This is a genomic window from Rhodococcus yananensis, assembly GCF_020515525.1.
Lineage (GTDB): Bacteria > Actinomycetota > Actinomycetes > Mycobacteriales > Mycobacteriaceae > Rhodococcus > Rhodococcus yananensis.
This window is the reverse complement of record NZ_JAIYEP010000011.1, coordinates 49,623-73,971: the sequence shown is the minus strand read 5'-3', so window position 1 is coordinate 73,971 and position 24,349 is coordinate 49,623. Positions and strand designations below refer to the sequence as shown.

The 24,349-nt window shown below is 68.7% G+C and carries 24 protein-coding genes; 14 read left to right on the top strand and 10 right to left on the bottom strand.

Annotation, left to right across the window (positions count from 1 at the left end; genetic code table 11):
- Positions 1-11: 11 nt before the first annotated feature.
- Both LDQ05_RS04885 and LDQ05_RS04880 read left to right on the top strand, forming a co-directional pair.
- A complete protein-coding gene (locus LDQ05_RS04885) occupies positions 12-662 on the top strand; it encodes a GDSL-type esterase/lipase family protein (RefSeq protein WP_226435763.1) in 651 nt (216 codons plus the stop codon).
- A 10-nt stretch (positions 663-672) separates the two neighbouring features.
- Positions 673-1,290, top strand: a complete 618-nt coding sequence (locus LDQ05_RS04880; RefSeq protein WP_226435762.1) for a regulatory protein RecX — start codon at positions 673-675, stop codon at positions 1,288-1,290.
- Between the two features lie 9 nt (positions 1,291-1,299).
- Here LDQ05_RS04880 and LDQ05_RS04875 read toward each other — a convergent pair whose 3' ends face one another.
- From LDQ05_RS04875 to LDQ05_RS04860, 4 genes are all read right to left on the bottom strand, one after another.
- Complete coding sequence (locus tag LDQ05_RS04875) at positions 1,300-2,199, bottom strand: amino acid ABC transporter permease (protein WP_226435761.1); 900 nt, start codon at positions 2,197-2,199, stop codon at positions 1,300-1,302.
- Positions 2,196-2,876, bottom strand: coding sequence for an amino acid ABC transporter permease (locus LDQ05_RS04870; RefSeq protein ID WP_226435760.1), 681 nt, complete (start codon positions 2,874-2,876; stop codon positions 2,196-2,198). Before LDQ05_RS04870 ends, LDQ05_RS04875 begins: the two co-directional genes overlap by 4 nt.
- A gap of 96 nt (positions 2,877-2,972) precedes the next feature.
- The gene (locus LDQ05_RS04865; protein ID WP_226435759.1) at positions 2,973-3,806 is read right to left on the bottom strand and encodes a glutamate ABC transporter substrate-binding protein; all 834 of its coding nucleotides are present in this window, start codon (positions 3,804-3,806) and stop codon (positions 2,973-2,975) included.
- Positions 3,807-3,876: 70 nt separating this feature from the next.
- On the bottom strand, positions 3,877-4,605 hold the full coding sequence (locus LDQ05_RS04860) for an amino acid ABC transporter ATP-binding protein (protein WP_226435786.1): 729 nt from the start codon (positions 4,603-4,605) through the stop codon (positions 3,877-3,879).
- A gap of 222 nt (positions 4,606-4,827) precedes the next feature.
- Between LDQ05_RS04860 and miaB the strand changes: the two genes are divergently transcribed.
- Positions 4,828-6,372 carry a tRNA (N6-isopentenyl adenosine(37)-C2)-methylthiotransferase MiaB gene (gene miaB / locus LDQ05_RS04855; protein ID WP_226435758.1) on the top strand — a complete coding sequence of 515 codons (1,545 nt, stop codon included), beginning with the start codon at positions 4,828-4,830 and terminating at the stop codon, positions 6,370-6,372.
- The gene (locus LDQ05_RS04850; protein WP_226435757.1) at positions 6,369-6,944 is read left to right on the top strand and encodes an Rv2732c family membrane protein; all 576 of its coding nucleotides are present in this window, start codon (positions 6,369-6,371) and stop codon (positions 6,942-6,944) included. The genes miaB and LDQ05_RS04850 overlap by 4 nt, the downstream gene beginning before the upstream one ends.
- Before the next feature lie 105 nt (positions 6,945-7,049).
- Here the strand turns inward: LDQ05_RS04850 and LDQ05_RS04845 are convergent, their stop codons facing one another.
- Positions 7,050-8,432 carry a DUF349 domain-containing protein gene (locus LDQ05_RS04845; protein ID WP_226435756.1) on the bottom strand — a complete coding sequence of 461 codons (1,383 nt, stop codon included), beginning with the start codon at positions 8,430-8,432 and terminating at the stop codon, positions 7,050-7,052.
- Positions 8,433-8,582: 150 nt separating this feature from the next.
- On the opposite strand from LDQ05_RS04845, the gene LDQ05_RS04840 reads away from it, so the two are divergent.
- From LDQ05_RS04840 to LDQ05_RS04820, 5 genes are all read left to right on the top strand, one after another.
- Complete coding sequence (locus LDQ05_RS04840) at positions 8,583-9,308, top strand: class III extradiol dioxygenase subunit B-like domain-containing protein (protein WP_226435785.1); 726 nt, start codon at positions 8,583-8,585, stop codon at positions 9,306-9,308.
- Positions 9,296-10,243 (top strand): tRNA (adenosine(37)-N6)-dimethylallyltransferase MiaA, encoded by a 948-nt coding sequence (gene miaA, locus LDQ05_RS04835; protein WP_226435755.1) that lies wholly within the window; start codon positions 9,296-9,298, stop codon positions 10,241-10,243. The genes LDQ05_RS04840 and miaA overlap by 13 nt, the downstream gene beginning before the upstream one ends.
- A gap of 10 nt (positions 10,244-10,253) precedes the next feature.
- Positions 10,254-11,120: a diaminopimelate epimerase gene (gene dapF, locus LDQ05_RS04830; RefSeq protein ID WP_226435754.1), complete on the top strand. Its 867-nt coding sequence runs from the start codon at positions 10,254-10,256 to the stop codon at positions 11,118-11,120.
- A gap of 79 nt (positions 11,121-11,199) precedes the next feature.
- Positions 11,200-12,660, top strand: coding sequence for a GTPase HflX (gene hflX / locus LDQ05_RS04825; RefSeq protein ID WP_226435753.1), 1,461 nt, complete (start codon positions 11,200-11,202; stop codon positions 12,658-12,660).
- Positions 12,660-13,772 carry a hypothetical protein gene (locus LDQ05_RS04820; RefSeq protein WP_226435752.1) on the top strand — a complete coding sequence of 371 codons (1,113 nt, stop codon included), beginning with the start codon at positions 12,660-12,662 and terminating at the stop codon, positions 13,770-13,772. The genes hflX and LDQ05_RS04820 overlap by 1 nt, the downstream gene beginning before the upstream one ends.
- On the opposite strand, the gene LDQ05_RS04815 is transcribed toward LDQ05_RS04820, so the two are convergent.
- Genes LDQ05_RS04815 through LDQ05_RS04800 form a run of 4 tightly spaced genes read right to left on the bottom strand, consistent with a single transcriptional unit; the run spans position 13,738 to position 17,885 of the window.
- Complete coding sequence (locus LDQ05_RS04815; protein ID WP_226435751.1) at positions 13,738-13,995, bottom strand: HPr family phosphocarrier protein; 258 nt, start codon at positions 13,993-13,995, stop codon at positions 13,738-13,740. The two genes, LDQ05_RS04820 and LDQ05_RS04815, sit on opposite strands and share 35 nt — an antisense overlap.
- A gap of 41 nt (positions 13,996-14,036) precedes the next feature.
- The gene (locus LDQ05_RS04810; protein WP_226435750.1) at positions 14,037-16,115 is read right to left on the bottom strand and encodes a PTS fructose transporter subunit IIABC; all 2,079 of its coding nucleotides are present in this window, start codon (positions 16,113-16,115) and stop codon (positions 14,037-14,039) included.
- Between the two features lie 10 nt (positions 16,116-16,125).
- Positions 16,126-17,121 carry a 1-phosphofructokinase family hexose kinase gene (locus tag LDQ05_RS04805; RefSeq protein ID WP_226435749.1) on the bottom strand — a complete coding sequence of 332 codons (996 nt, stop codon included), beginning with the start codon at positions 17,119-17,121 and terminating at the stop codon, positions 16,126-16,128.
- The gene (locus tag LDQ05_RS04800; RefSeq protein WP_226435748.1) at positions 17,118-17,885 is read right to left on the bottom strand and encodes a DeoR/GlpR family DNA-binding transcription regulator; all 768 of its coding nucleotides are present in this window, start codon (positions 17,883-17,885) and stop codon (positions 17,118-17,120) included. The genes LDQ05_RS04805 and LDQ05_RS04800 overlap by 4 nt, the downstream gene beginning before the upstream one ends.
- Before the next feature lie 115 nt (positions 17,886-18,000).
- On the opposite strand from LDQ05_RS04800, the gene LDQ05_RS04795 reads away from it, so the two are divergent.
- The 3 genes from LDQ05_RS04795 to LDQ05_RS04785 all read left to right on the top strand — a co-directional run bounded on the left by LDQ05_RS04795 (position 18,001) and on the right by LDQ05_RS04785 (position 22,274).
- Complete coding sequence (locus LDQ05_RS04795) at positions 18,001-19,668, top strand: putative PEP-binding protein (RefSeq protein ID WP_226435747.1); 1,668 nt, start codon at positions 18,001-18,003, stop codon at positions 19,666-19,668.
- A gap of 50 nt (positions 19,669-19,718) precedes the next feature.
- Complete coding sequence (locus LDQ05_RS04790; RefSeq protein ID WP_226435746.1) at positions 19,719-21,008, top strand: uracil-xanthine permease family protein; 1,290 nt, start codon at positions 19,719-19,721, stop codon at positions 21,006-21,008.
- A gap of 123 nt (positions 21,009-21,131) precedes the next feature.
- Positions 21,132-22,274, top strand: a complete 1,143-nt coding sequence (locus LDQ05_RS04785; RefSeq protein ID WP_226435745.1) for an acyl-CoA dehydrogenase family protein — start codon at positions 21,132-21,134, stop codon at positions 22,272-22,274.
- Between the two features lie 81 nt (positions 22,275-22,355).
- On the opposite strand, the gene lexA is transcribed toward LDQ05_RS04785, so the two are convergent.
- Entirely contained in the window at positions 22,356-23,051 is a 696-nt protein-coding gene (gene lexA / locus LDQ05_RS04780) for a transcriptional repressor LexA (RefSeq protein ID WP_226435744.1), read from the bottom strand.
- A gap of 427 nt (positions 23,052-23,478) precedes the next feature.
- On the opposite strand from lexA, the gene LDQ05_RS04775 reads away from it, so the two are divergent.
- Both LDQ05_RS04775 and nrdR read left to right on the top strand, forming a co-directional pair.
- Entirely contained in the window at positions 23,479-23,682 is a 204-nt protein-coding gene (locus tag LDQ05_RS04775; RefSeq protein ID WP_226435743.1) for a hypothetical protein, read from the top strand.
- A 193-nt stretch (positions 23,683-23,875) separates the two neighbouring features.
- Positions 23,876-24,343 carry a transcriptional regulator NrdR gene (nrdR, locus tag LDQ05_RS04770; protein ID WP_226435742.1) on the top strand — a complete coding sequence of 156 codons (468 nt, stop codon included), beginning with the start codon at positions 23,876-23,878 and terminating at the stop codon, positions 24,341-24,343.
- Positions 24,344-24,349 lie beyond the last annotated feature (6 nt).

Here is a 24,349-nt window from a genome sequence, read left to right as displayed (position 1 = left end):
AGGATTCCGCCGTGAACCCACTTCCCGTCCGCCTGTGTGTGTTCGGTGATTCCTTCGTTGCGGGAGTCGGCGACCCACAGTGTCGCGGCTGGGTCGGTCGCGTGGGAGAACGCGCTCTCGGGTCGGGTGTCGATCTCACCGTCTACAACCTGGGTGTCCGCCGTGACACCTCCGCGGACGTGCGGAACCGGTGGCTCGACGAAGCCGTCGTGCGCCTGCCGGCGGGATTCGACAATCGTGTGATCGTCTCGTTCGGGGTCAACGACACGACCGCTCAGGACGATTCGACACGCGTCCCGACCGATGATGCGGTGGCGCACCTGACGCACGTGCTCGGCGAGGCGGCCACGCGGGGATGGCGGATGCTGGTCGTGGGGCCGCCGCCGATCGCCGACGGGGACCAGAACGTGCGCACGGCCACCCTCGACGAACGCTTCGCGCTCGTGTGCGCAGCGCGGAATGTTCCCTACGTTCCGGTGTTCTCGCATCTGGTGACCGATCCGGTCTGGCTGGGCGAGGTTCGTTCCGGAGATGGCGCCCACCCCGGTTCGGCCGGATACGACCGGCTCGCCGAGCTCGTGTACGGGGTGGTCGTCACCTGGTTGGGTGGAGACCCGCGGTCGTCGGGTGCAGATCGGAACTCGGTCGGTGGCGTCGTCTAGCGTGCCGGGTATGAGCGAACCGGACGGGGACGAACCGGGTACGAACCACGGCGCACGGACGGGCCGCCCGCGGCGTGGCCGGCGACGAACCGACGGCGAGGGCCCCGGTGGGGGAACCGAGGCGCAGGCCAAGGACGTATGCCTGCGCCTGCTGACCGACCGCGCGCGCAGCCGCGCCGAGCTCGCCACCAAACTCGAGCAGAAGGGGTTCGCCCCCGAGGTGTCCGAGCGGGCCCTCGACCGTCTGGCCGAAGTGGGGTTGATCGACGACGCCGACTTCGCCCAGCAATGGGCGCGGTCGCGACACTTGTTCTCCGGCAAGGGTAAACGAGCCATCGCCTTGGAGCTGCGTCGCAAGGGCGTCAGCGACGACGATGCTGCCGAAGCGCTCGACGGAATCGATGCGGCGTCCGAGCGTGAGCGCGCCGCCGAACTCGTCCGCAAGAAGCTGCGGACCCAGGCGCCGCTCCCGACCGAGGGTGACCGTCGGGAGATCGCTGCCGAACGCGACAGGCTCGTGCGGCGCCTCGTCGGGATGCTGGCCCGCCGAGGGTTCGCGCAGGGTATGGCCTTCGAGGTCGTCCGCGACGAACTCGACGGCCATACCCACGATCTGCCGACCGAATGAACGAGCGAGTCAGCGAGCCGTACCGGTGATGTCCATGCCGGGCGCCGCGGTCACCGTCGCGGGTTCTGCCGGAGTCGCTACTCCGCGGCCACGACGGCTCGACCGCAATCGCTTCTCGAGCCAGGTCGCGAAACGCGTGAGCGCACTGTTGAGGATGATCATGATAACGGCGACGACCAGCAGTGAAGGAAGATAGTTCTGGAAGTACGCACCCAGTTGCTGGCCCTGTCGAACGAGTTCGACGTAGCCGATCAGGTAACCGAGGGCCGAGTCCTTCAGTGCGATCACCATCTGCGACACGATCGCGGGCAGCATCACGGTGACGGCTTGCGGTAACAGGATGATCCGCATGATCTGGCTCTTACGCATTCCGAGAGCGCCTGCGGCCTCCGTCTGCCCGCGCGGCAGCGAGTTGATGCCGGCGCGCACGATCTCGGCGATGACGGAACCGTTGTAGAGGGTCAATCCGGTCACGACCGCAGCGAGTGCCAGGTACTGCGACTGGAACAGGCGGTACTCGGCGAACACCTGGTAGGCGAAGATCATCAGGATCAGAACCGGAATCGCGCGGAACAGCTCCACGATGAATCCCGATGCCATGCGGACCGAACGATGATCGGACAGGCGTCCGATGCCGAGTGCTGCGCCGAGGAGCAATGCCAGCACGATCGACAGGGCGGCGGCGAGCAACGTGCCGCGGATACCGGGAATCAGATACGTCGTCCAACTCGTCGACTCGAGAAACGGATCCCACTTTTCGGCGGTGAGCTGACCCTGGTCGTCGAGGGCCCGGTACACGAAGTATCCGGCGGCGACGAGAAGGACGACGACGGTGGCGGAGAACACTCGGTAGAGGGCGCGGGCGCGCGGGCCGGGCGCGTCGTAGAGGACGGTGCTGCTGGATGTCATCGGGCCACCTCGTATCGTTTGCCTAGCCATCCGAACAGCAGGCCCATCGGGAGGGTGAGGATCACGAAACCGAGGGCGAAGATACCGCCGATGAGGAAGATCGCGGCCTCGTTCTCGATCATCGTCTTCATCAACAGCGACGCTTCGGCGACACCGATCACGGAGGCGATCGTGGAGTTCTTCGTCAGGGCTATGAGAACGGACCCGAGTGGTGCGATGACCGCGCGGAACGCTTGAGGTAACACGACCAACCTCAGGTTCTGGCCGAACGTCAAACCGAGAGACCTGCCGGCCTCGGACTGGCCGATATGGACCGTGTTGATGCCCGACCTCAGAGACTCGCACACGAACGCCGCGGTGTAGACGCTCAGGCCGAGGACTGCGAGTCGGAAGTTGTTGTCCGCGACGTACGTCGGTGACGACGGCGACGCGAGACGGATCTGAAGCGTCTGCGTGATCACGAACAGACAGAAGAGGATGATCAGTGTCAGTGGCGTGTTGCGGAACACCGTCACGTATGCGGTACCGATTGCGCGGGCGATCGGGATGGGGGACACGCGCATCGCGGCGAGGACGGTACCGAGGATCAGTGCGGCGATCGCGGACAGCACCGTCAGCTGGATGGTCGTCCAGAATGCTTCGAGCAACTGACTGCCGTACTTGCTCAACAGATCCACAGGTCGACTCCGGGATGGAAGGAACGGGACGGGGTGGGTGTCCCGGCAGGCTCGCGTGTGTGTCGAGAACCGGCCGGGACGACCTCACCGAGCAGATCAGTACCGATCGATCATCGGCTTGTCCGGAATCGGGTAGCCCGAGGCACCGAGGTTCTCCTCGTACGCGGCTTCCCACGCTCCGCTGTCCAGCATCTCCTGGATCGCGTCGTTGATCTGGTTACGCGACTCGTCGTCACCCTTGGCGAGGCCGATGCCGTACAGCTCGGTCGTGAAGGTGTCGCCGACGAGCTTGAACGAGCCGGGGCTCTGCGCTGCGTACCCGGCAAGGATGACGGCGTCGGTGGTCACCGCGTCGACCGCCCCGCTGCGCAGGGCTTCGACACAGAGCGAATACGTGTCGAACTCCTGCAGCTGCACATCCTGGGCGTAGTTCTCCTTGATGTTCTGCGCGGGCGTCGAGCCGGCGACCGAGCACAGGATCTTTCCGTCGTTGAGGGATTCGGGGCCGGTGATCTCGGTGTCGTCCACCCTCACGAGCAACGACTGGCCGGTCTCGAAGTACGGCCCTGCGAAATCGACCTTTTCCTTCCGGGAGTCGGTGATCGAGTACGTCGCGACGATGTAGTCGACCTCCCCGTTCTGGATCAGCGTCTCGCGCTGTGCCGACGGGGCCTCCTTGAAGGTGATGTTCTCCTCCGAGACACCGAGCTGGTCCGCCACGTATCGGGCGACGTCGACGTCGAATCCGCTGAAGGTGCCGTCCGGGTTGCGGAGACCGAGGCCGGGCTGGTCGAACTTGATCCCGACCGTGAGGGTGCCGTCGGCGGCAGATTCGGTGACGCTGCGCGATTCGTCACCACCGCAGGCCGTGGCGGCCAGCGCGACGGCGACCGCACCGATGGCGACGCGGATCGAACGGGAGACTTTCATCGAATACCTCCGTGTGCTGTGTCGTGCCCTGATGTGTGTCGTGCCCTGATGTGGTCGGTGAGCGAGGCGCCTAGTGACTGAGGATCTTGCCGAGGAAATCCTTGGCCCGATCCGACTTCGGAGCGGTGAAGAAGGTATCGGGATCGGTGTCCTCGACGATGCGGCCGTCGGCCATGAACAGAACGCGGTCGCCGGCCTTACGGGCGAAGCCCATCTCGTGGGTGACCACGAGCATCGTCATACCCTCCTTGGCGAGGGCGGTCATCACGTCCAGGACCTCCTGCACCATCTCCGGGTCGAGGGCCGATGTCGGTTCGTCGAACAACATCACCTTCGGGTTCATCGCGAGTGCACGGGCGATGGCGACGCGTTGCTGCTGACCGCCCGACAGTTGCGCGGGATACTTCTCGGCCTGGTTGGCGATACCGACGCGCTCGAGCAGTGCCAAGGCGTTCTTGCGGGCCTCGTCCTTCGGCTGCTTGCGCACCTTCACCGGCGCCAGCATGACGTTCTCGAGGATGGTTTTGTGGGCGAACAGGTTGAACGACTGGAACACCATGCCGACGTCGGCGCGCAGCGCCGCCAACGCCCTGCCCTCCGCGGGGAGGACCTTGCCGTCGACCCGGATCTCACCGGAGTCGATCGGTTCGAGTCGGTTGATGGTCCGGCACAGCGTCGACTTCCCGGATCCGGACGGACCCACCACGATCACGACCTGCCCCCGTGGCACCACGATGTCGATCTCCTGGAGGACGTGCAGCGATCCGAAGTGTTTGTTGACGGCGGACATCGAGATCATCGGTGTGTCGGTCCCCGGCTCACCGGGCGACTTCTCCGACCCTGCTGGCGCTGCTGACATGGACACGACACTAGGCCGTCGACGCCCCCGACCTTCGCATTTCGGGACCGAGCCGCGCGGTTCGTCCCGGAATTTTTACGGCGGCACAGGTGACGCCCGTGCGTGGGGTGTCCGGCGGTTGCCGCGATGCGGGCCACACCGTCGCGTGAGATACCCTGAAACGTGTCATTGATCGACGAAGATGCCCCCGCCGTGCCGGCCGGTCCCGACGCTGCCCGGACCTACGAGGTCCGCACGTACGGCTGCCAGATGAACGTACACGATTCCGAGCGCCTGTCGGGCCTGCTCGAGGATGCCGGTTTCGTTCGTGCGGCTGCCGGTGACTCGCCGGACCTCGTCGTCTTCAACACGTGTGCGGTGCGGGAGAACGCCGACAACAAGCTCTACGGAAACCTCAGCCACCTGCGCCCTGTCAAGGACGAGAATCCCGGGATGCAGATCGCAGTCGGCGGCTGTCTCGCGCAGAAGGACCGGGACACCGTCGTGAAGAAGGCGCCGTGGGTCGACGTCGTGTTCGGCACCCACAACATCGGCAACCTTCCGGCGCTGCTCGACCGCGCACGCCACAACCGCAAGGCGGAGGTGGAGATCCTCGACGCGCTCGAGGCGTTCCCGTCCACTCTCCCCGCGAAACGCGAATCGCCGTACGCCGGCTGGGTCTCGATCTCCGTCGGCTGCAACAACACGTGCACGTTCTGCATCGTGCCGTCGCTGCGCGGCAAGGAGGTCGACCGCAGGCCGGGCGACATCCTCGCCGAAGTGCAGGCCCTCGTCGACGAAGGTGTCCTCGAGGTGACACTGCTCGGGCAGAACGTCAATTCCTACGGCAGGTCCTTCGCCGATCCCGGGCAGCCCCGCGACCGCGGTGCGTTCGCGGCGCTGCTGCGCGCCTGCGGCGAGATCGACGGTCTCGAACGCGTCCGGTTCACGTCGCCGCATCCGGCGGAGTTCACCGACGACGTCATCGACGCGATGGCCTCCACCCCCAACGTGTGCCCTCAGCTGCACATGCCGTTGCAGTCCGGCAGCGACCGGGTGTTGCGGGCGATGCGTCGGTCCTACCGCAAGGAGAAGTTCCTCGGGATCATCGAGCGGGTGCGGGCGGCCATGCCCCACGCCGCGATCACCACCGACATCATCGTCGGGTTCCCCGGTGAGACCGAGGAGGATTTCCAGGACACCCTCGAGGTCGTCGAGAAGGCTCGGTTCACCAGCGCGTTCACCTTCCAGTACTCGAAACGGCCCGGTACTCCCGCGGCCGAGATGGACGGGCAGTTGCCGAAGGCCGTCGTGCAGGAACGCTACGAGCGGCTCATCGAGTTGCAGGAACGCATCACGCTCGAGGAGAACCGCAAACTCGTCGGCACCGAGGTGGAGTTGCTGGTTGCTGCGGGGGAGGGCCGCAAGAACGCCGAGACCGCGCGGATGAGCGGTCGTGCACGTGACGGCCGACTCGTCCACTTCCGGCCCGCGGGCAACATCGACACCGCGGTGCGTCCCGGTGACGTCGTCACGGTCGTCGTCAGCGATGCCGCACCGCATCACCTCGTCGCCGACACTCCGATCCTGACCCACCGGCGTACGCGCGCCGGCGACCACTTCGAACAGGGCCGCCTGCCGAAGACCGCACCGATCGGTGTCGGTCTGGGTCTTCCCACGGTCGGTATGCCCGACCCCCTCCCGACGCAGATTGGATGTTCATCATGACGACGGGTGACCCCGGCGCCGCGAACCGCGCAGACCTCGAAGCCGCGGAACGCCGGATCGCGAACGAGATCGACCCCGGCGTCCGTGCGCTGTTCGTCGCCGTCGCGGTCCTCGTGTTGCTGGCCTCGTTCAGCCTGCCGCACGCCGGCAGCGCGAACGGCTGGGAGGTCCTCGCGTACGCGCCCGACGCGCGCGCCGAAGCGATCGCGCTGCCGTCCCGGGTGTTCGTCTGGCTGGCACTCGTGTTCGGTGGCGTCGGGTCGATTCTCGCGCTCGTGACCCGCCGATGGTTCATCGCGTGGGGAGCGGTCGCGGGATCGGCGGTGTCCATCATCTTCGGAATGCTGTCGGTATGGTCGCGGCAGACCGTCGCGGTGGTCGACGGGGAAGCCGTCGGAGCGGGCGCGGGCATCGGACTGTTCCTCGGCTGGCTCGCCGTCGCCGTCCTCACCTTCCACTGGGTTCGTGTGGTCTGGGCGCGCACCTCGACGCAACTCGAAGCGGAGGCGCGGCTCCGTGAGATCGCAGCCGAGGAGGACCGTCGCGGCCTCTACGGCACCGGAACTCCCTGACCTCCCCGACCTCGACGGAAGTTTCCCGCTACCGGTTCGGTCCGGGCTGCGGCCGGAACCGTGGCGAACGCCCGGCGCGGTAGCGGGAACTTCTCGATCAGCCGTTCAGAGCTCGCCGACCGCGCCCTCCGCGGTCTCCGCCCACTCCCGCCACTGTTGCGCCTGCGCGAGGGCCGCCTCGGCCTCTCGGGTGCGCCCGTTCGCGGCAGCCTTCGCGGCCTGCTCCTCGAACTGGCTCACGCGCTCACGGAACTGCGCGGCCCGCGCGAGGGCCTCGGGATCGGTACGCCGCCACTCGCTGTCGGCTGCCTCCCGAACCCGCTTCTCGACCGCGCGCAGACGGCTCTCGAGGTCGTGCATCCGTTCGCGGGGAACCTTGCCGATCTCCTCCCACCGGTCCTGCAGCTCACGTAGCCGGGCGCGGGCCGCATCCAGATCGGCCGAAGGATCGATGGCCGTCGCCTCCTCGAGCAGCGCTTCCTTCGCGTGGGCGTTCTCCTCGAACTCGGCGTTCCGTTCCGCGGAGGCTGCGTTCCGGGCCGCGAAGAACACGTCCTGCGCGCCCTTGAAACGCTTCCAGAGCTGGTCGTCCGCGTCGCGCGGCGCGCGACCCGCGGCCTTCCACTCGGCCAGCAGGTCGCGGAACACGGCGGCCGTCGCACCCCAGTCGGTGGAATCCTGGAGGGCCTCGGCGCGAGCGACCAGATCCTCCTTTCGGCCGCGTGCCGCGGCACGCTCGCGGTCGAGTTCCGCGAAATGGGCGCCGCGCCGACGGTTGAAGGATTCCCGTGCCTTCGAGTAGCGGCGCCACAACACGTCGTCGACCTTCCGGTCGACACCCCGGATGGTCTTCCACTCGTCGAGGATCTGCCGCAGCCGGTCGCCGGCGGCTTTCCACTGGGTGGACTCGGCGCCGATCTGCTCGGCCTCGGCCGCCAGCGCTTCCTTGCGTGCCGTGTTCTCGGCGCGCTGGTGCTCACGCTCGTCCTTCGCGGCCTGTGCTGCCTTCTCGGAATCCTCGATGATCGTCGTCAGTCTCGCGGCGAGCGCGTCGATGTCGCCGATCACCGCCGCCGTGGGCAGGCCCTCCGCGAGTGCCTGCGCTGCCGCGCGGGTCTTCTTCGCGTCGCCCGAACCGGAACTCAGCCGGGCTTCGAGGAGTCCGACCTCGGTGGCCAGATCGTCGTAGCGGCGGCCGAAGTGCGCGAGTCCTTCGGCTGCGTCCCCCGCCTGCCACGATCCGATGCAGCGTTCCCCGTCCGCGGTATGCACCCACGCGGTGCCGTCGTCGTCGACGCGCCCGAACCGGCTCGGATCGCTCGCCGGAACGGACGGCACGTGGGGATGGGTGTGCGAGGGCGCCGGATGAGGCTTCGGTGCCGCCGGATGGGCGGCGGTCGGGCCCGGCCGCGGTGCAGCACCGGGCTTCGGCCGGGACTGTGCGTCCGTCGACGCCGGTGTTGCGTCCTGTGCATTCGGGTCGGTCATCGCTACCTCATCTCTGCCGCGCGGCACGGCTGCCTCGTCGCATCGCTTACCGCCGTCGGGTCACGGCAGGTGCCGTCACCGTATCCGCCCCCTATTGAAACAGGTCCCGCCCTCGCGGGGCGTGCGGTCCGGTCGACTACCGTGGCCGATGTGTTGATCGCCGCCGCGTTCGTGCCCTCCCCACCGCTTCTCGTACCGGAGCTGGTCGGACTCGCGACCGGTGAGACCGACGAGTTGCGTGACGCCGTGTCGGCCGCGGCGTCGGGGGTCTCGGACGTGCAGGAGTGGATCGTGGTCGGCGTCGGCGATGCCGACGCGGATGTGGAGTCCGGAGCGGTCGGCACGTTCGCAGGTTTCGGTGCGGACGTGACCGTCCGGCTCGCCCCCGGTGTCGGGTCCGCCGCGCCGCGACCGGCGGATCCGATGATGCCGCTGACCGGACTGATCGCCGGCTGGCTGCGCGGGCTCACCGCCCCGCACGTGCACGCCGAGGTGCACGTGCTCGCGGCGGATACGACGCCGTCGGACTGCGCGGCGTTCGGGACCGCCCTGCGGGCACGGATCGATGGCGACCGCACGCCGCGTGCGCTGCTGATCGTCGCCGACGGTGCCACCACCCTCACCCCGAAGGCACCCGGATCCTTCGACCCGAGGGCCGGTGACGTCGAGGCCACGCTCGCGGCGGCACTCGTCGGCGGTGACCTCGCCGCCCTGGCGGACCTCGACCCGCACGTGTGCGCCGAGATCGGCCTCGAGGGGCGCGCGGCGTGGCAGACACTCGCCGCGGTGTTCGGAACGCCGCCGTCCGCGGTGGACGTGCTGTATTCGGATGCGCCCTACGGCGTCGGCTACCACGTGGGGACGTGGCGACCGTGACGCGGGATCTGCGCCCGATCGCCGTGGTCGGACCCACCGCGACGGGCAAGTCGGCTCTCGCCCTCGACCTCGCCGAGGAGTTCGGTGGTGAGATCGTCAACATCGACGCCATGCAGCAGTACCGCGGCATGGACGTCGGCACCGCGAAACTGCCGGTCGCGGAGCGTCGTGGAATCGTCCACCACCAACTCGACGTACTCGACGTCACGGAGACGGCGACCGTCGCGCGCTATCAGGAGGCTGCGGGCCGCGACGTGGAGGCGATCCTCGCGCGCGGTCGTGTCCCGATCGTCGTCGGCGGTTCCATGATGTACGTCCAGGCGCTCCTGGACGAATGGCGGTTCCCCGCCACCGACCCGGAGGTCCGAGCCAGGTGGGAAGCGCTGCTCGCCGACGGCGGACCCGCCGCGGTGCACGCTGCGCTGCGGCGAGCGGACCCTGCGGCCGCGGCCACGATCCTGCCGACCGACGGGCGTCGCATGGTGCGGGCCCTCGAGGTCGTCGAGCTGACGGGACAACCGTTCGCCGCATCGCAGCCGACGATCGGGACGCCGCGGTGGAACACCGTGATCGTCGGTGTCGACCGCGACACCGCCGAACTCGACGAGCGGATCGCGCGGCGCACCGACCTGATGTTCGAACAGGGCCTGGTCGACGAGGTACGCGCGCTCACCGCGGACGGACTGCGAGACGGCGTGACCGCGCGCCGCGCGATCGGATACGCGCAGGTCCTCGAGTTTCTCGATGGCGACTGCGACCTCGGGTACGCGCGCGAACGCACCTTCATCGGTACCCGTCGTTACGTCCGTCGCCAACGGTCGTGGTTCCGCCGCGACCCGCGCATCCACTGGCTCGACGGAGCGGCCGCCGACCTCACCGAATCGGCGATGTCGGCGGTGACCTCCGCCGCGGTGGGCCCGCCTCCGCCCGGATAGGCTGATCGGCATGGAGTTCAGCAAAGGACACGGCACCGAGAACGACTTCGTGATCCTTCCCGACCCGGACGTCCGGCTGGATCTCACCCCCGGTCGTGTCGCGGCCCTGTGCGATCGGCGGCGCGGACTCGGTGCGGACGGGGTCCTGCGCGTCGTTCGCGCGGGCGCGCTTCTCGGAGCGGGTGTGCTCGCCGAGTTGCCCGCCGGCGTCGATGCCGACGACTGGTTCATGGACTATCGCAACGCCGACGGATCGATCGCCGAGATGTGTGGCAACGGTGTGCGCGTCTTCGCGCACTACCTCGCCTCTCGCGGTCTCGACCCGCGCAGTGAGTTCGTCGTCGGCAGCCGGGCGGGGGCCCGCCCCGTACAGGTACACACGGCAGGTCCCGTGAATGGGGAGATCACCGTCGACATGGGGGTGGTCGGGTACCTCGGGGAGTCCGCCGCGACGATCGGTGGTCGCACCTGCCCGGGTATCGGCATCGATGTGGGCAACCCGCATCTGGCGTGCGTCGATCCCGCACTCACCGGTGAGAGCCTCGCCGCACTTGACCTCGGCACGCCCGGCTTCGACCCGGGCTTCTTCCCTCGGGGCGTCAACATCGAGATCCTCACGCCGCTCGTCTCCGGTGGTGTCGACATGCGCGTGTACGAACGCGGGGTCGGGGAGACCCGGTCGTGCGGCACCGGCACGGTCGCCGCGGCCGCAGCCGCGCTGCGTCACAGCGGTGACGACGACGGTGTCGTCCGGGTCCGGATCCCGGGCGGTGAGGTCGAGGTACGCATCGAATCCGGTCGGGCCCGGCTGCGCGGGCCGTCGGTGCTCGTGGCGACAGGCACGGTGTCCGACGGCTGGTGGAACACACTGGGATGACACGGTGGACGGGAGGCCCACGACGCCGACCGGAAACTCGAATGCACCCCGTCGGGCTTCGTGGGATCATGGATCCTGTATGACGAACACATCGCGCACCGTACACACCGACGACACCGGCCCGATCGACCCGCACGAGATCGGAATCCGGGCCACCGACGATCCGTCGGTGGGTGAGATGCAGCTCGACGACCGCAGCGCACTGCGCCGTGTCGCGGGACTGTCCACCGAACTCGAGGACGTCACCGAGGTCGAATACCGGCAGCTGCGACTCGAACGGGTCGTGCTCGTGGGTGTCTGGACCGGCGGCACCGCAGCCCAGGCGGATGCGAGCCTCGCCGAACTCGCCGCTCTCGCCGAGACCGCCGGATCCGAGGTCCTCGAAGGCGTCGTGCAGCGGCGGGACAAACCGGACGCTGCCACGTACATCGGCTCCGGCAAGGCGGACGAGCTCCGCTCGATCGTGCTGGCGACCGGCGCCGACACGGTCATCTGCGACGGTGAGCTGACGCCGGCGCAGCTCACCGCACTGGAGAAGGTCGTCAAGGTCAAGGTCATCGACCGCACCGCGCTGATCCTCGACATCTTCGCGCAACACGCCACGTCCAGGGAGGGCAAGGCGCAGGTCTCGCTCGCGCAGATGGAGTACATGCTGCCGCGGTTGCGTGGGTGGGGCGAGTCCATGTCCCGGCAGGCCGGTGGTCGCGCGGGCAGCAACGGCGGTGTGGGGCTGCGTGGGCCGGGCGAGACGAAGATCGAAACCGATCGTCGCCGGATCCGGGAACGCATGGCGAAGCTGCGCCGCGAGATCAAGGCGATGAAGGCGGCGCGTGACACGAAACGCACCCGGCGGCTGCGCAACAGAATTCCGTCCGTCGCCATCGTCGGTTACACGAACGCCGGGAAGTCCAGCCTGCTCAACCGGCTGACCGGGTCGGGCGTGCTCGTGCAGGATGCCCTGTTCGCGACGCTCGATCCCACGACACGGCGCGCGGCGCTGCCCGACGGACGCGCCATCGTGCTCACCGACACGGTCGGGTTCGTGCGGCATCTGCCGACACAGTTGGTGGAGGCGTTCCGCTCGACCCTCGAAGAGGTCGCCGACGCCGACGTGTTGCTGCACGTCGTCGACGGGTCGGATCCGATGCTGACGGACCAGATCAAGGCGGTGCGCGAAGTGGTGACCGACGTGCTGCGCGAATCGGAGGTGCCGCCGCCACCGGAACTGATCGTGGTCAACAAGGTCGATGCGGCCGATCCGGTCGTCCTCACCCAACTGCGGGGACTGTTGCCCGATGCGGCGTTCGTGTCGGCGCACACCGGGGAGGGGATCGATGATCTCCGCGAGCGACTCGCCGGATTGGTCGAGGACCCGGATGTCGAGGTGAAGGTGCTCGTGCCGTACACGCGCGGCGACCTGCTCGCACGCATCCACTCGGACGGCCAGATCCTCACGTCGGCGCACGAGGCGGACGGTACCCGCGTCCATGCGAAGGTACCGCTCGCGTTGGCTTCGGCGCTGGGCGAGTACGCGGCCTGATGCGCGTTCCGCGCGTCGCGGTGCTCGTCGGAGTCGTCGCGGTGGTCGCGGCGCTCCCGGTGGGTGTTCCGGCGCTGTCGGGTGCGACACCGTCCGGGGACGTCGCGGTCGCCGACGTCGTGCCGGAACCGCTGTGCACCCCGGCCGATCCGGTACTCGACGAGTTGTCCGGGTTGGCTGTTCTGGGTGGTCGATTGTTCGCGACACCCGACGCGGGAGACGACGAGTCCGTGGTCGAGCTCGACTCGGAATGCGCTGTGGTCCAGAGGTTTCCGTCACCGGTCGACCCGTACGATGTGGAGGATCTCGCAGCGGGGCCGGACGGGCGGCTGTGGCTCGCGGACTTCGGCGACAACACCGCGGTCCGACAGACGATCGCGTTGATCTCGCTGGACCCGGAGGACGGCAGCGGAGAGTTGCACAGGTTGACGTATCCGGACCGGGCGCACGATGCGGAGGCCGTACTCGTCGGTGCCGACGGGGTTCCGGTGATCGTCACGAAGTCGTTGTTCGGCGCGAGCGGGATCTACCGGCCGGTGCGGGGACGCACCATCGCCGACCTCGGGTCACCGGGACCGACCGCACTCGAGAAGGTCGGTTCCCTCACGCTCGGTCCCACGGACACGCCGGGCGGGCCGATCCCGGGAGGATCCTCGACTCTGATCACCGGGGGTGCGGTCAGCGTGGACGGCACCGTCGCGGCCGTCCGCACCTACACCGACGTCCATCTGTTCCGTGTGTCCGACGGTGACCTCGCGGGCGCACTGGTGTCGGGGCCGGACCTGCGAATCCCGGTTCCGGGCGAACCGCAGGGCGAAGCTGTCGCGTTCACCGAGCACGGTGATCTGCTCACCGGATCGGAGACGGTCACCGTCGGCGCGACGACGGTGCGTCCCCCGATCACGATGTGGCCCGGAGTCACCGCGCTGCTCGACGACCGTGCCGTCGTGGACGATCCGAAGACCGGGACGGTGGACGAGGAGGCCGGGACGGGCGACGCGACGGTGCCCGCGGTCGTGGTGACAGCGGGCATCATCATCGTCGCCGCGGCGGCCGGGTTCGCCGGATGGCGCGGATTCAGGCGTCGAGATCGGCGGCGACGAGTGCGCTGACCCGATCGAGGACCTCGGAATCATCGCACGTGACGGTCACCTCGACGCCCTGCGCCGCCCCGAGCGTCATGATCAGCAGCGCTGATCCGGCATCGACGGGTTCACCGCCGTCGACGGCCAGCGTGACGGGAACACCGGCCGCGACGACGGCCTCGGCGATGATCCCGGCGGGGCGGGCGTGCAGACCGATCGACGATCCGACCTTGACGGTGGTACTGGCCATGGGAATTCTCCTTCGAACGGGGATCGACGGGTGGATCGGAATCATGCGGCGACGGGTCGGGATCCGACGCCGACCGGCGGCGCTGCGGGTGCGGTGCGGATGAATTGCTTCGCTGCCGTGACACAGGCCGCCGCGACGATCGTGCCGGCGGCGAGAGACACGAAGAACCAGGCGACGTTGCCCATCGCGAAGATGACGAAGACGCCGCCGTGCGGTGCGCTGAGCGTGACATCGGTGCCCATGATGAGACCGCCGGTGACAGCGCCGCCGATCATCATCGAGGGAATGACCCGCAACGGATCCGCCGCGGCGAAGGGGATCGCACCCTCGGAGATGAACGACGCGCCGAGCAGCCAGGCAGCCTTCCCGTTCTCCCGCTCGGCGGGGCTGTAGAGCGCCGGACGGACCATCGACGACAGGGCCATTGCCAGGGGCGGGATCATGCCCGCCGCCATCACCGCCGCCATGATCTGAAGTGATGCGTGGTTGCTCACGTCGAGGCCGGCGACGGCGAATGCATACGCGGCCTTGTTGACCGGACCCCCGAGATCGAAACACATCATCAGGCCCAGAATCGCACCGAGCGCCACGGCGGAGCCACCGGAGAGCCCGTTGAGCCAGTCCGTCAGGCCGGTCGTGATCGCAGCGAGAGGACGCCCGAGAACCAGGAACATCGCCGCACCGACGATCAGGCTCGCGAGCAGCGGGATGATCACGACGGGCATCAGACCGCGCGCCCAGGTGGGCAACGGGATCCGCCCCACCCACAGCGCTGCGAAACCGGCGATGATGCCGCCGACGAGACCCCCGATGAAGCCGGCGCCGACGAACACCGCGATCGCACCCGCGGTGAACCCCGGCGCGAGACCGGGGCGATCGGCGATGGCGAAGGCGATGTAACCGGCGAGCGCAGGTACGAGGAACGAGAACGACAGACTCCCGATCTGGAAGAGCACCGCGCCCAGATAGACAGTCAGACCGCCGTCGGGCAGATTCGTCAACGAGTTCCCGATGACGATGTCGGCCGCGGACTCGGAGATGTCATAACCACCGAACAGGAATCCGAGTGCGATGAGGAGTCCGCCGGCAGCCACGAACGGAATCATGTAGCTGACGCCGGTGAGCAGGATCTGACGCAACCGCGTTCCCCACCCGAGTTCCCCGGCGTCACCGGAACCGGTGGCGTCGTGGGCGCCGTCCGCACCGGACTCGACCCGTGCGGCCTGCGGATCCGATGCGGCCCGCACCGCCTCGGCGATCATCGTGTCGGGTTCGTTGATCGCGCGTTTCACGCCGGACGCGATCATCGGCTTGCCGGCGAACCGCTCACGACCCTTCACACCGACATCGGTGGCGAAGATGACGGCCGAGGCACTCGCGACCACCTCCGCCGGCAGCGGGGTGCTCCCGCTCGATCCCTGCGTCTCGACGTGGAGGGTGACGTCGGCGCGGTCGGCGGCAGCGGTGAGGGCGTCGGCGGCCATGTAGGTGTGGGCGATCCCCGTCGGGCATGCGGTGATCGCGACGATCGACACCGCCGGGTTCCGCCCGTCGGCAGACGGGCGGGCGTCGCCGTCGGGCGGAGCCGGTTCGTGGGCGCCGTCCGGCGCGGTGGGCACGGTCGAGGCCGCAGCCGACGGCGGCAGCACACCTTGGACGAGTGCGATGACGTCGGTAGCGGTGTCGGCGGCCCGCAGAGAGGCCACGAACTCGGGGCGGACCAGTGCCCGCGCGAGGGCGGTGAGCACCTTCATGTGCTCGGCGCCGGCGCCCTCGGGCGCGGCGATGAGGAACACCAGGTCTGCGGGGCCGTCGGAGGCCCCGAAGTCCACCCTCGGGGACAATCGGGCGAATCCGAGGGACGCGGTGGTGATCGACGCGTCGCGGCAGTGGGGGATCGCGATGCCACCGGGCAGCCCGGTGGCGGACTTGCCCTCGCGGTCGAGGACCGCCGCGACGAGCGCGTCGCGATCGGTGGTGCGGCCCGCCGCGGCGAGCCGGTCGGCGAGTGCGCCGATCACCGCATCCCGGTCCGCGCCGAGGTCGGCGTCGAGCGCGACGAAGTCCTCGACGAGGATCGCCGGACCCGCCGGATCGCGGCCGGAGAGGTTGTCTGACATGAGGGATCCTTCAGGAGTGGGGGAGTGGGCGCGGTGACGGTGTCACCGGGTTGACGGCAGTGACGGTGACGGCGGTGGGATCGGCGTCGCCCGGTCCGGGAAGCCCGGTTCCGGGCAGCGAGACGGCGGCGCTGCCGTACGCGACGGCGTGGCGGAGACGGTCGGCCGGACCGGCACCGTCGCGTTCCGCGACGAGGTAGCCGGCCAGGGACGAATCACCGGCACCGACGGTGCTGCGCGCGGTGATCGGGGGTGCGGACGCCCGCCACGCACCGTCAGCGGTGACGAGCACCGCGCCTGCGGCGCCGAGGGTGATGAGGACCGCGGCCACACCGTGCTCGACGAGCGCGCGCCCCGCGGACACCGCCGGGTCGATGTCGCCGGTCGCGGCAGCGTTCTCGAGTGCGCTCGGGTCGGTGCCGGTGAGCTGAGCAAGCTCGTCGGTGTTCGGTTTGATCAGGTCGGGCGCGGATTCCGGGAACCGCGTGGCGAGTGCGAGCAGGGGCGCCTCCGAGGTGTCGACGGCGATCCGGGAACCCGATCCGCGGAGACCGCCGATAAGATCGGCGTAGAAGTCGTCGGGCACGCCCGGCGGGAGGGACCCCGACAGGACGGTCCACGCTGCGCCGTCGGCGTGGTCGAGGAGCGTGTGTCGGAGAGTGTCGAGGGTTCCGGCCGGGCACGCGGCGCCCGGCGTGTTGAGTTTGGTGGTGGTGCCGTCCGGTTCGGCGATCGTGGTGTTCACCCGAACGGGACCCGACGCAGCCACGGCACGGTAGGGGATGCCGCGTTCGTCGAGCTCGGCGAGGAGGGGGTCGCCGACGTCGGCCGGCAGGACGGCGAGGACGGGGAGCCCGGCACCGTGGAGGACACGGGCGACGTTGATGCCCTTGCCCCCGGGGTCCACGGCGGTGGTCGCGGCCCGGTGGACCGCGCCGCGGACGAGGGGGCCGGTGAGCCCGATCGTGCGGTCGAGACTCGGGTTGGCGGTGAGTGTGACGATCATGCCGTCACCACCTCGATTCCGTGTTCGATCAGTGAGATCCGGTCGGTGTCGTCGATCTCGTCGTCGGTGACGAGTACGTCGACGGCGCTCAGCGGCGCGAAGCTGATGAGGTGGCGTCGACCGATCTTCGACGAGTCCGCGACGACGACGACGCGGTCGGCGGCGGCGACCATTGCGCGTTTGACCGCGGCCTCTTCGGAATCGGGTGTGGACAGGCCGTGCCCGACGGTCAGGGCGTTGGTACCGACGAACGCGACGTCGACGTGCACGGTGTCGAGGAACCGGAGTGCTTCGGCGCCGACGGCGGCCTGGGTGGTGCCGCGAACGCGGCCGCCGACGAGATGCAGCCGAACCGAGTGCAGACCGGCCAGTCTGGCGGCGATCGGCACGGCGTTGGTCACGACGGTCAGATCGATGTCGGTGGGGAGTGCCGCGACGATTCGGCCGGTGGTGGTGCCGGCGTCGAACGCGACGCTGCCGCCCGATCCGGGGAGGTGGGCAGCCGCGGCGGAGGCGATGCGGTCCTTGTGGGCCGCGCGGGTGTGGTCGCGTTCGGCGAGTCCGGGTTCGGTCACGGTCAGTGATGCGGTCGGAACTGCGCCGCCGTGGACCCTGCGGACGTGACCGAGTCGTTCCAGCAGGGCGAGGTCGCGTCGGACCGTCTCGGAGGTGACCCCGTAGCGATCTGCGAGATCGGCGACCGACACACGGCCGCGTCGGGTCGCGAGATCCGCGATCGCCTGTTGCCGTTCCTCCGCGTACACCCGAACTCCTCCGTCATGAATGTTGGTTTATGTTGTTTTACGCCTGTATGTGTTGACATGTCAATGGCTCGGAGTAATCTCGGTCACACAGTGCGCCGATGGTGAGGAGAGTTCGATGGACAAGGCGGTATCCGTACTGCGCGGCACGCCGGTGGTCCCCGGCGTCGGGTGCGGGCCGGTCGTGCGCCCAGAGGTGCGTGTGCCGGTCCCCACCGAGTTCGCGACGATTCCCGACACCGCACGTGACGCCGAGATCGCCAGGTTCGTCACCGCGGTCGATGCGGTCACGGGTCGGCTGCGGGCCCGAGCCGAGGCCTCGACCGGTGCGGCCGCCGAGGTGCTGAACGCCACCGCCGTTCTCGCACAGGACCGTGCGTGGCGGAGCACTGCCGAAACACAGATCCGGGGTGGTGCGGACGCAGCAGCCGCCACCATCGCCGCGACCGACCGGTTCGTCGTCATGTTCGAGAAGATCGGCGGACTCCAGGCCGAACGCACCACCGATCTCATCGACATCCGCGACCGCGTGCTCGCCGAACTGGACGGTCGGCCCGAACCGGGTCTCGCGTTGCCGACCTCTCCGTCGGTCCTGTTCGCGGCCGACCTCGCCCCGGCCGACACCGCAGCGCTCGACGCCCGGTACATCGTCGGGATCGTCACCGTCCTCGGTGGTCCCACCAGCCACACCGCGATCATCGCGCGGCAGTTGGGTATCCCGTGCATCGTCGCCGCCGCGGGCACCGACACCGTCGCCGAAGGGACGGTGGTGCTCGTCGACGGAGCCACGGGACGCGTCGTCGTCGAGCCGGACCGGGAGGTCGCCGAAGCGGAGGTGGCACGCGACCGCGCCGAACGCGACCGGATCGCGGCGTGGACCGGCCCCGGCGCCACGGCCGACGGACACGCGGTCGCGGTGCTCGCGAACGTCCAGGACGGAGCCGGGGCCCGGGCCGCGCGCGACACACCGGCCGAAGGTGTCGGACTGTTCCGCACCGAGCTGTGCTTCCTCGACCGCGCCACCGAACCCGTCGTCGCCGAGCAGGCCGACATCTACGCCGAGGTGTTCGCCGCCTACGACGGGCGCAAGGTCGTGCTCCGTACGCTCGACGCCGGTTCCGACAAGCCCCTGCGCTTCGCCACCCACCCGGACGAACCCAATCCCGCGCTCGGCATACGCGGCATCCGCGTGGACGACGTAGCACCCGGCATCCTGGATCGGCAACTCGACGCGGTCGCCGAGGCGGCACGCAGGACCGGAGTCACGCCGTGGGTGATGGCACCGATGATCGCCACCGTCGCCGAGGCCGCCGCGTTCGCCCAGCGGGTTCGTGCCCGCGACCTGGTGCCCGGGGTGATGATCGAGGTGCCGGCAGCCGCCCTGCTGGCGGAACGCCTGCTCGACCACGTGGACTTCCTGTCGGTGGGGACCAACGACCTGGCGCAGTACACGATGGCCGCCGACCGGATGTCACCGGCGCTCGCGGCTCTGACGGACCCCTGGCAACCGGCGGTGCTGGCGCTGGTCGCGCAGACCGCCGCGGCGGGACGAGCCGTCGGAAAACCTGTCGGGGTGTGCGGCGAAGCGGCCGCTGATCCGCTCCTGGCCTGTGTCCTCGCCGGTTTCGGCATCACCTCGCTGTCCTGCGCGGCCCCCGCGGTTGCCGGGGTGGGCGCGCGACTCGCGTCGGTCACCCTCGACGCGTGCCGGGACGCCGCGGCGGCGGCGCTCGCGACCACGGATCCGGCCGCGGCCCGGGCGGAGGCAGCCCGCGTGCTCGGGTGAGTTCGGCGGTCGTCGCCGGCGACACGGGGTGTGCCCTTACGATTCCCGACGTGGACGAACGAGTGAAGCCGACCGGGCAAGGCCTGGGAGTCGGCTGGACCCTGCACGGCGACGGGCGGAGGATCACTGCGGGAACGGTGGTTGCACCCGACGAACGCCTGTCGTGGCCCCGGACCATCGGCATCGGCATGCAGCACGTGATCGCCATGTTCGGGGCGACGCTGCTGGTGCCCACCATCACCGGATTCCCGGTGACGACGACGTTGTTCTTCTCGGGCATCGGTACCGCGCTGTTCCTGGTGATCACCCGCGGTCGGGTGCCGAGCTACCTGGGGTCCTCCTTCGCGTTCATCGCCCCGCTGACGGCGTCCGCATCGCACGGCGTCGGCGCGCAGCTCGGCGGCGTGGTAGCGGCGGGTGTCGCCCTGGTGATCGTCGGGCTGATCGTGAAAGCACTCGGGTCACACGTCATCGACGCGGTGATGCCGCCGGTGGTCACCGGCGCGGTCGTCGCGTTGATCGGTCTCAACCTCGCGCCCACCGCGGCGGGGTCCTTCGAGGCGCAGCCGCTGATCGGCGCGGTGACACTGGCGTCGATCCTGGTCGTCACCGTCCTCGGCCCCGGACTGCTCGGCAGACTCGGCATCCTGGTGGGAGTGGTGATCGGCTGGGTGTTCGCCGCGGTCACCGGCGGTCTCGCACCGGATCGGGTCGACGCGCTCGGGGACGCGGCCTGGTTCGGCGTTCCCCAGTTCCACGCGCCGACGTTCGAGCTGTCGGTCGTCCTGGTCGCGTTGCCCGTCGTCGTGGTCCTGATCGCCGAGAACGTCGGGCACGTCAAGGCGGTCGCCGCCATGACGGGGCGCAACCTCGACGGTGTGGCCGGCGACGCGTTGCTGGCGGACGGTCTGGCCACCACCCTCGCGGGTGCCGGTGGTGGGTCGGGAACCACCACGTACGCCGAGAACATCGGGGTGATGGCCGCGACCCGGGTCTACTCGACCGCGGCGTACTGGGTTGCTGCCGTGACCGCGATCGTGCTCGCGTTCTCCCCGAAGTTCGGTGCCCTGGTGTTCACGGTTCCCGACGGAGTTCTCGGGGGCGCCACCCTGGTGCTCTACGGCCTCATCGGCATTCTCGGTGTCCGGATCTGGATGGACGCGAAGGTCGACTTCACCGACCCCGTCAACCTCACCGTCGCCGCCGCGGCGCTCGTCGCGGGAATCGGGGACCTCACGTTGTCGATCGGATCGGTCGAACTCGGTGGCATCGCCTGGGGCTCGGTGGGAATCCTCGTCGCATACCCGCTTCTGCGACGCCTCGCCGATCTGAAGGGATGATCGTCACGGCCGCCGCCACGAGATGCGTTCGGTCACAAAACTCGCTCGGTCCTGTCAGCGTCACGCCCGCGCGCGCGAACCTACCGTGGGATTCGTCCGACGACGTCACACACAGGAGCGCAGATGGAACGCACCCTTTTCGAGCCCGAGCACGAACTGTTCCGCGATTCGTATCGGAAGTTCCTCGAACAGGAGGTGGCCCCCTTCCACGAGCAGTGGGAGAAGGACAAGATCGTCGATCGTGAAGTGTGGAAGAAGGCGGGCGCGCAGGGATTCCTGGGCATGGCCGTTCCGGAGGAGTACGGCGGCGGCGGTGTCGACGACTTCCGCTACAACGTCGTGCTCACCGAGGAGACGACCAAGGGGCTCTACAGCGGTGTCGGCTTCATGCTGCACAACGACGTCGTCGCGCCCTACCTACTGAACCTGGCGAACGACGAGCAGAAGAAGCGGTGGCTGCCCGGCTTCTGCTCGGGCGACATCATCACCGCGATCGCCATGACCGAGCCCGGCACCGGCAGTGACCTGCAGGGGATCAAGACGCGCGCCGTGCGTGACGGTGACGACTGGATCCTCACCGGGTCGAAGACGTTCATCACCAACGGGATCAACGCCGATCTCGTGATCGTCGTCGCGTGTACCGACCCCGACAAGGGAGCGCAGGGATTCTCGCTGCTCGTCGTCGAACGCGGCATGGCCGGTTTCGAACGCGGTCGCAATCTCGACAAGATCGGGTTGGATGCGCAGGACACGGCCGAACTCCACTTCAACGACGTCCGGGTTCCCGGAGCCAACCTGCTCGGCCAGGAAGGGATGGGCTTCATCTACCTGATGCAGAACCTTCCGCAGGAACGGCTGTCGATCGCGGTGGTCGCCGCTGCGGCGATGGAGCAGGTCCTCGAGGACACCACGCAGTACTGCCGCGACCGCAAGGCCTTCGGCAAGTCCATCGGCAAGTTCCAGAACACGCGGTTCGAACTCGCCGAACTCGCGACCGAGACGCTCCTGGCCCGGGTGTTCGTGGACAAGTGCATCGAACTGCTCAACGACGGTGCGCTCACGGTGCAGGAAGCCGCCATGGCGAAGTACTGGACCACCGACAAACAGGTCGAACTGATCGACCGCTGCCTGCAGCTGCACGGAGGTTACGGCTACATGCGCGAGTACCCCATCGCGAAAGCGTATCTCGATGCGCGCGTGCAGAAGATCTACGGCGGCACCAACGAGATCATGAAGGACATCATCGGGCGCGGACTCGATCTCTGACGGACCCGGTTCCGAACGGGTGCACAGAGCGAGGCCGACCGATCCATCACGGATCCGGTCGGCCTCGCTCGTGCGCGGTCGTCAGATCTTGCGGATCACCGTGACGATCTTCCCCAGGACGACGGCGTCGTTGCCGGGGATGGGCTCGAACATCGGGTTGTGCGGCATCAGCCAGACGTCCTTGCCGACCCTCTTGAACGTCTTGACGGTCGCTTCGCCGTCGAGCATCGCAGCAACGATGTCGCCGTTCTCGGCCACGTTCTGCTGCCGAACCACCACCCAGTCGCCGTCGCAGATGGCAGCGTCCACCATGGACTGCCCCACGACCTTCAGCAGGAACAGCGAACCCTGGCCCACGAGTTCGCGGGGGAGCGGGAACACGTCCTCGATCGACTCCTCGGCAAGGATCGGCCCGCCGGCCGCGATCCGTCCGACCACGGGAACGAGCGCCGCCGACGGTAGGTCGTCTGCGTTGGCGACGGGCACCACCGCACCGCCGAGTTCGTTGTCGTCGAGTCCCCGGACGTCCACGGCGCGAGGCCTGTTGGCGTCGCGGCGGAGATATCCCTTGCGTTCGAGTGTGCGCAGCTGGTGCGCCACCGACGACGTGGAGTTCAGACCGACCGCGTCGCCGATCTCTCGGATACTCGGCGGGTATCCGCGCTCGGCGACCGACTCGCGGATGACCTCGAGCACGCGGCGTTGACGATCGGTGAGTCCGTCGCCGCCGGCGGGCGCCTTCCGACGACGCGCCGTGGCGGTGGTGGCATCCGTCATGGCAGTGACCTCCGTCGGTTCATGATCGTGACCTCCGTGAGTCGAGTGTCCGAAGTGTTCCGAGTGATGAGTCGAATGTATCGGTATCCGCCTCACATATCAAACATCTGTTCGAGATTCGTTCGAACGAAATGGCGACAGCCGCCGCGCGGCGTGGTAGAAAAATCGAACGGATATTCGTTCGAAAGTGTGAGCGATCGAGGCGGAGGTTCCGATGGGTACAGCGGTGACGGTGAGTTCGACCGTGTCGACGAGTGGTGTCGTGCCGGTGAAGGGTGCGCTGTCGCACCGTGCCGCGACAGCCCCGCGACGGAGTGCGCTCCGGGTGTCACGAGAGGCGTCACCGCGGGAAAGAAGTGCGGTTCCGCGTGTGGTCGCGAGCGGATCCGGGTCGTACACGCAATCGTGCGCGCACCGCGGTGTCCCGGTGTCGACCGGTGTCTCGGCGTCGAGTCGATGGAACACCGCCGTGCAGGTTCTGCTCACGATCGTGCTGACGGCGTGCGCGACCGTGGTGCTCCTCGGCGTCGCCCATCTGCGCACGGTCTCGGTGGTGGCCGACACCGCGCCGGGTGGGGTCACCGTCGTGCACACCGGTATCGACGTCGCCGGTTCCGTCGTCGGGCGGTGACCCGGCGATGGCGGCGCCGGACCCGTCCGTGACAGGTGGTGCGGACGGGCAGGTATTGTCTGGATCTGTCAGTCACACCACCCCGTGTGGTCGCGTCGGTACGGTCCTGCCCTCGGGTGGGGCCCAGGCTCCGAAGACGACATCGGTCGGAGACCGGCGTCGCGGCCCGCACGCCAGCGACGAAGGAACCGTCATGTACTGCCCGTATTGCCGGCACCCCGACTCCCGGGTCGTCGATTCGCGCGAGGCAGACGAGGGTGCCGCCATCCGCCGGCGCCGGGCGTGTCCCGAATGCGGGCGACGGTTCACGACGGTCGAAGCGGCGGTGTTGTCGGTCGTCAAGCGTAGCGGGGTGACCGAACCGTTCAGCCGGGAAAAGGTCGTGCGCGGTGTCGCGCGGGCCTGTCAGGGGCGCGACGTCGACAACGACGCATTGAACAAGCTGGCCCAGCAGGTCGAGGACGCAGTGCGGGCCAAAGGATCCCCCGAGGTACCGAGCCACGAGGTGGGCCTTGCGATCCTCGGTCCGCTCCGAGACCTCGACGAAGTGGCATATCTGCGCTTCGCCTCCGTGTACCGATCGTTCAGTTCGGCGGAGGACTTCGAACGCGAGATCCTCGAACTCCGTGAGCATCAGCGAACCCGTGACGCCGACGGCTGATTCGGT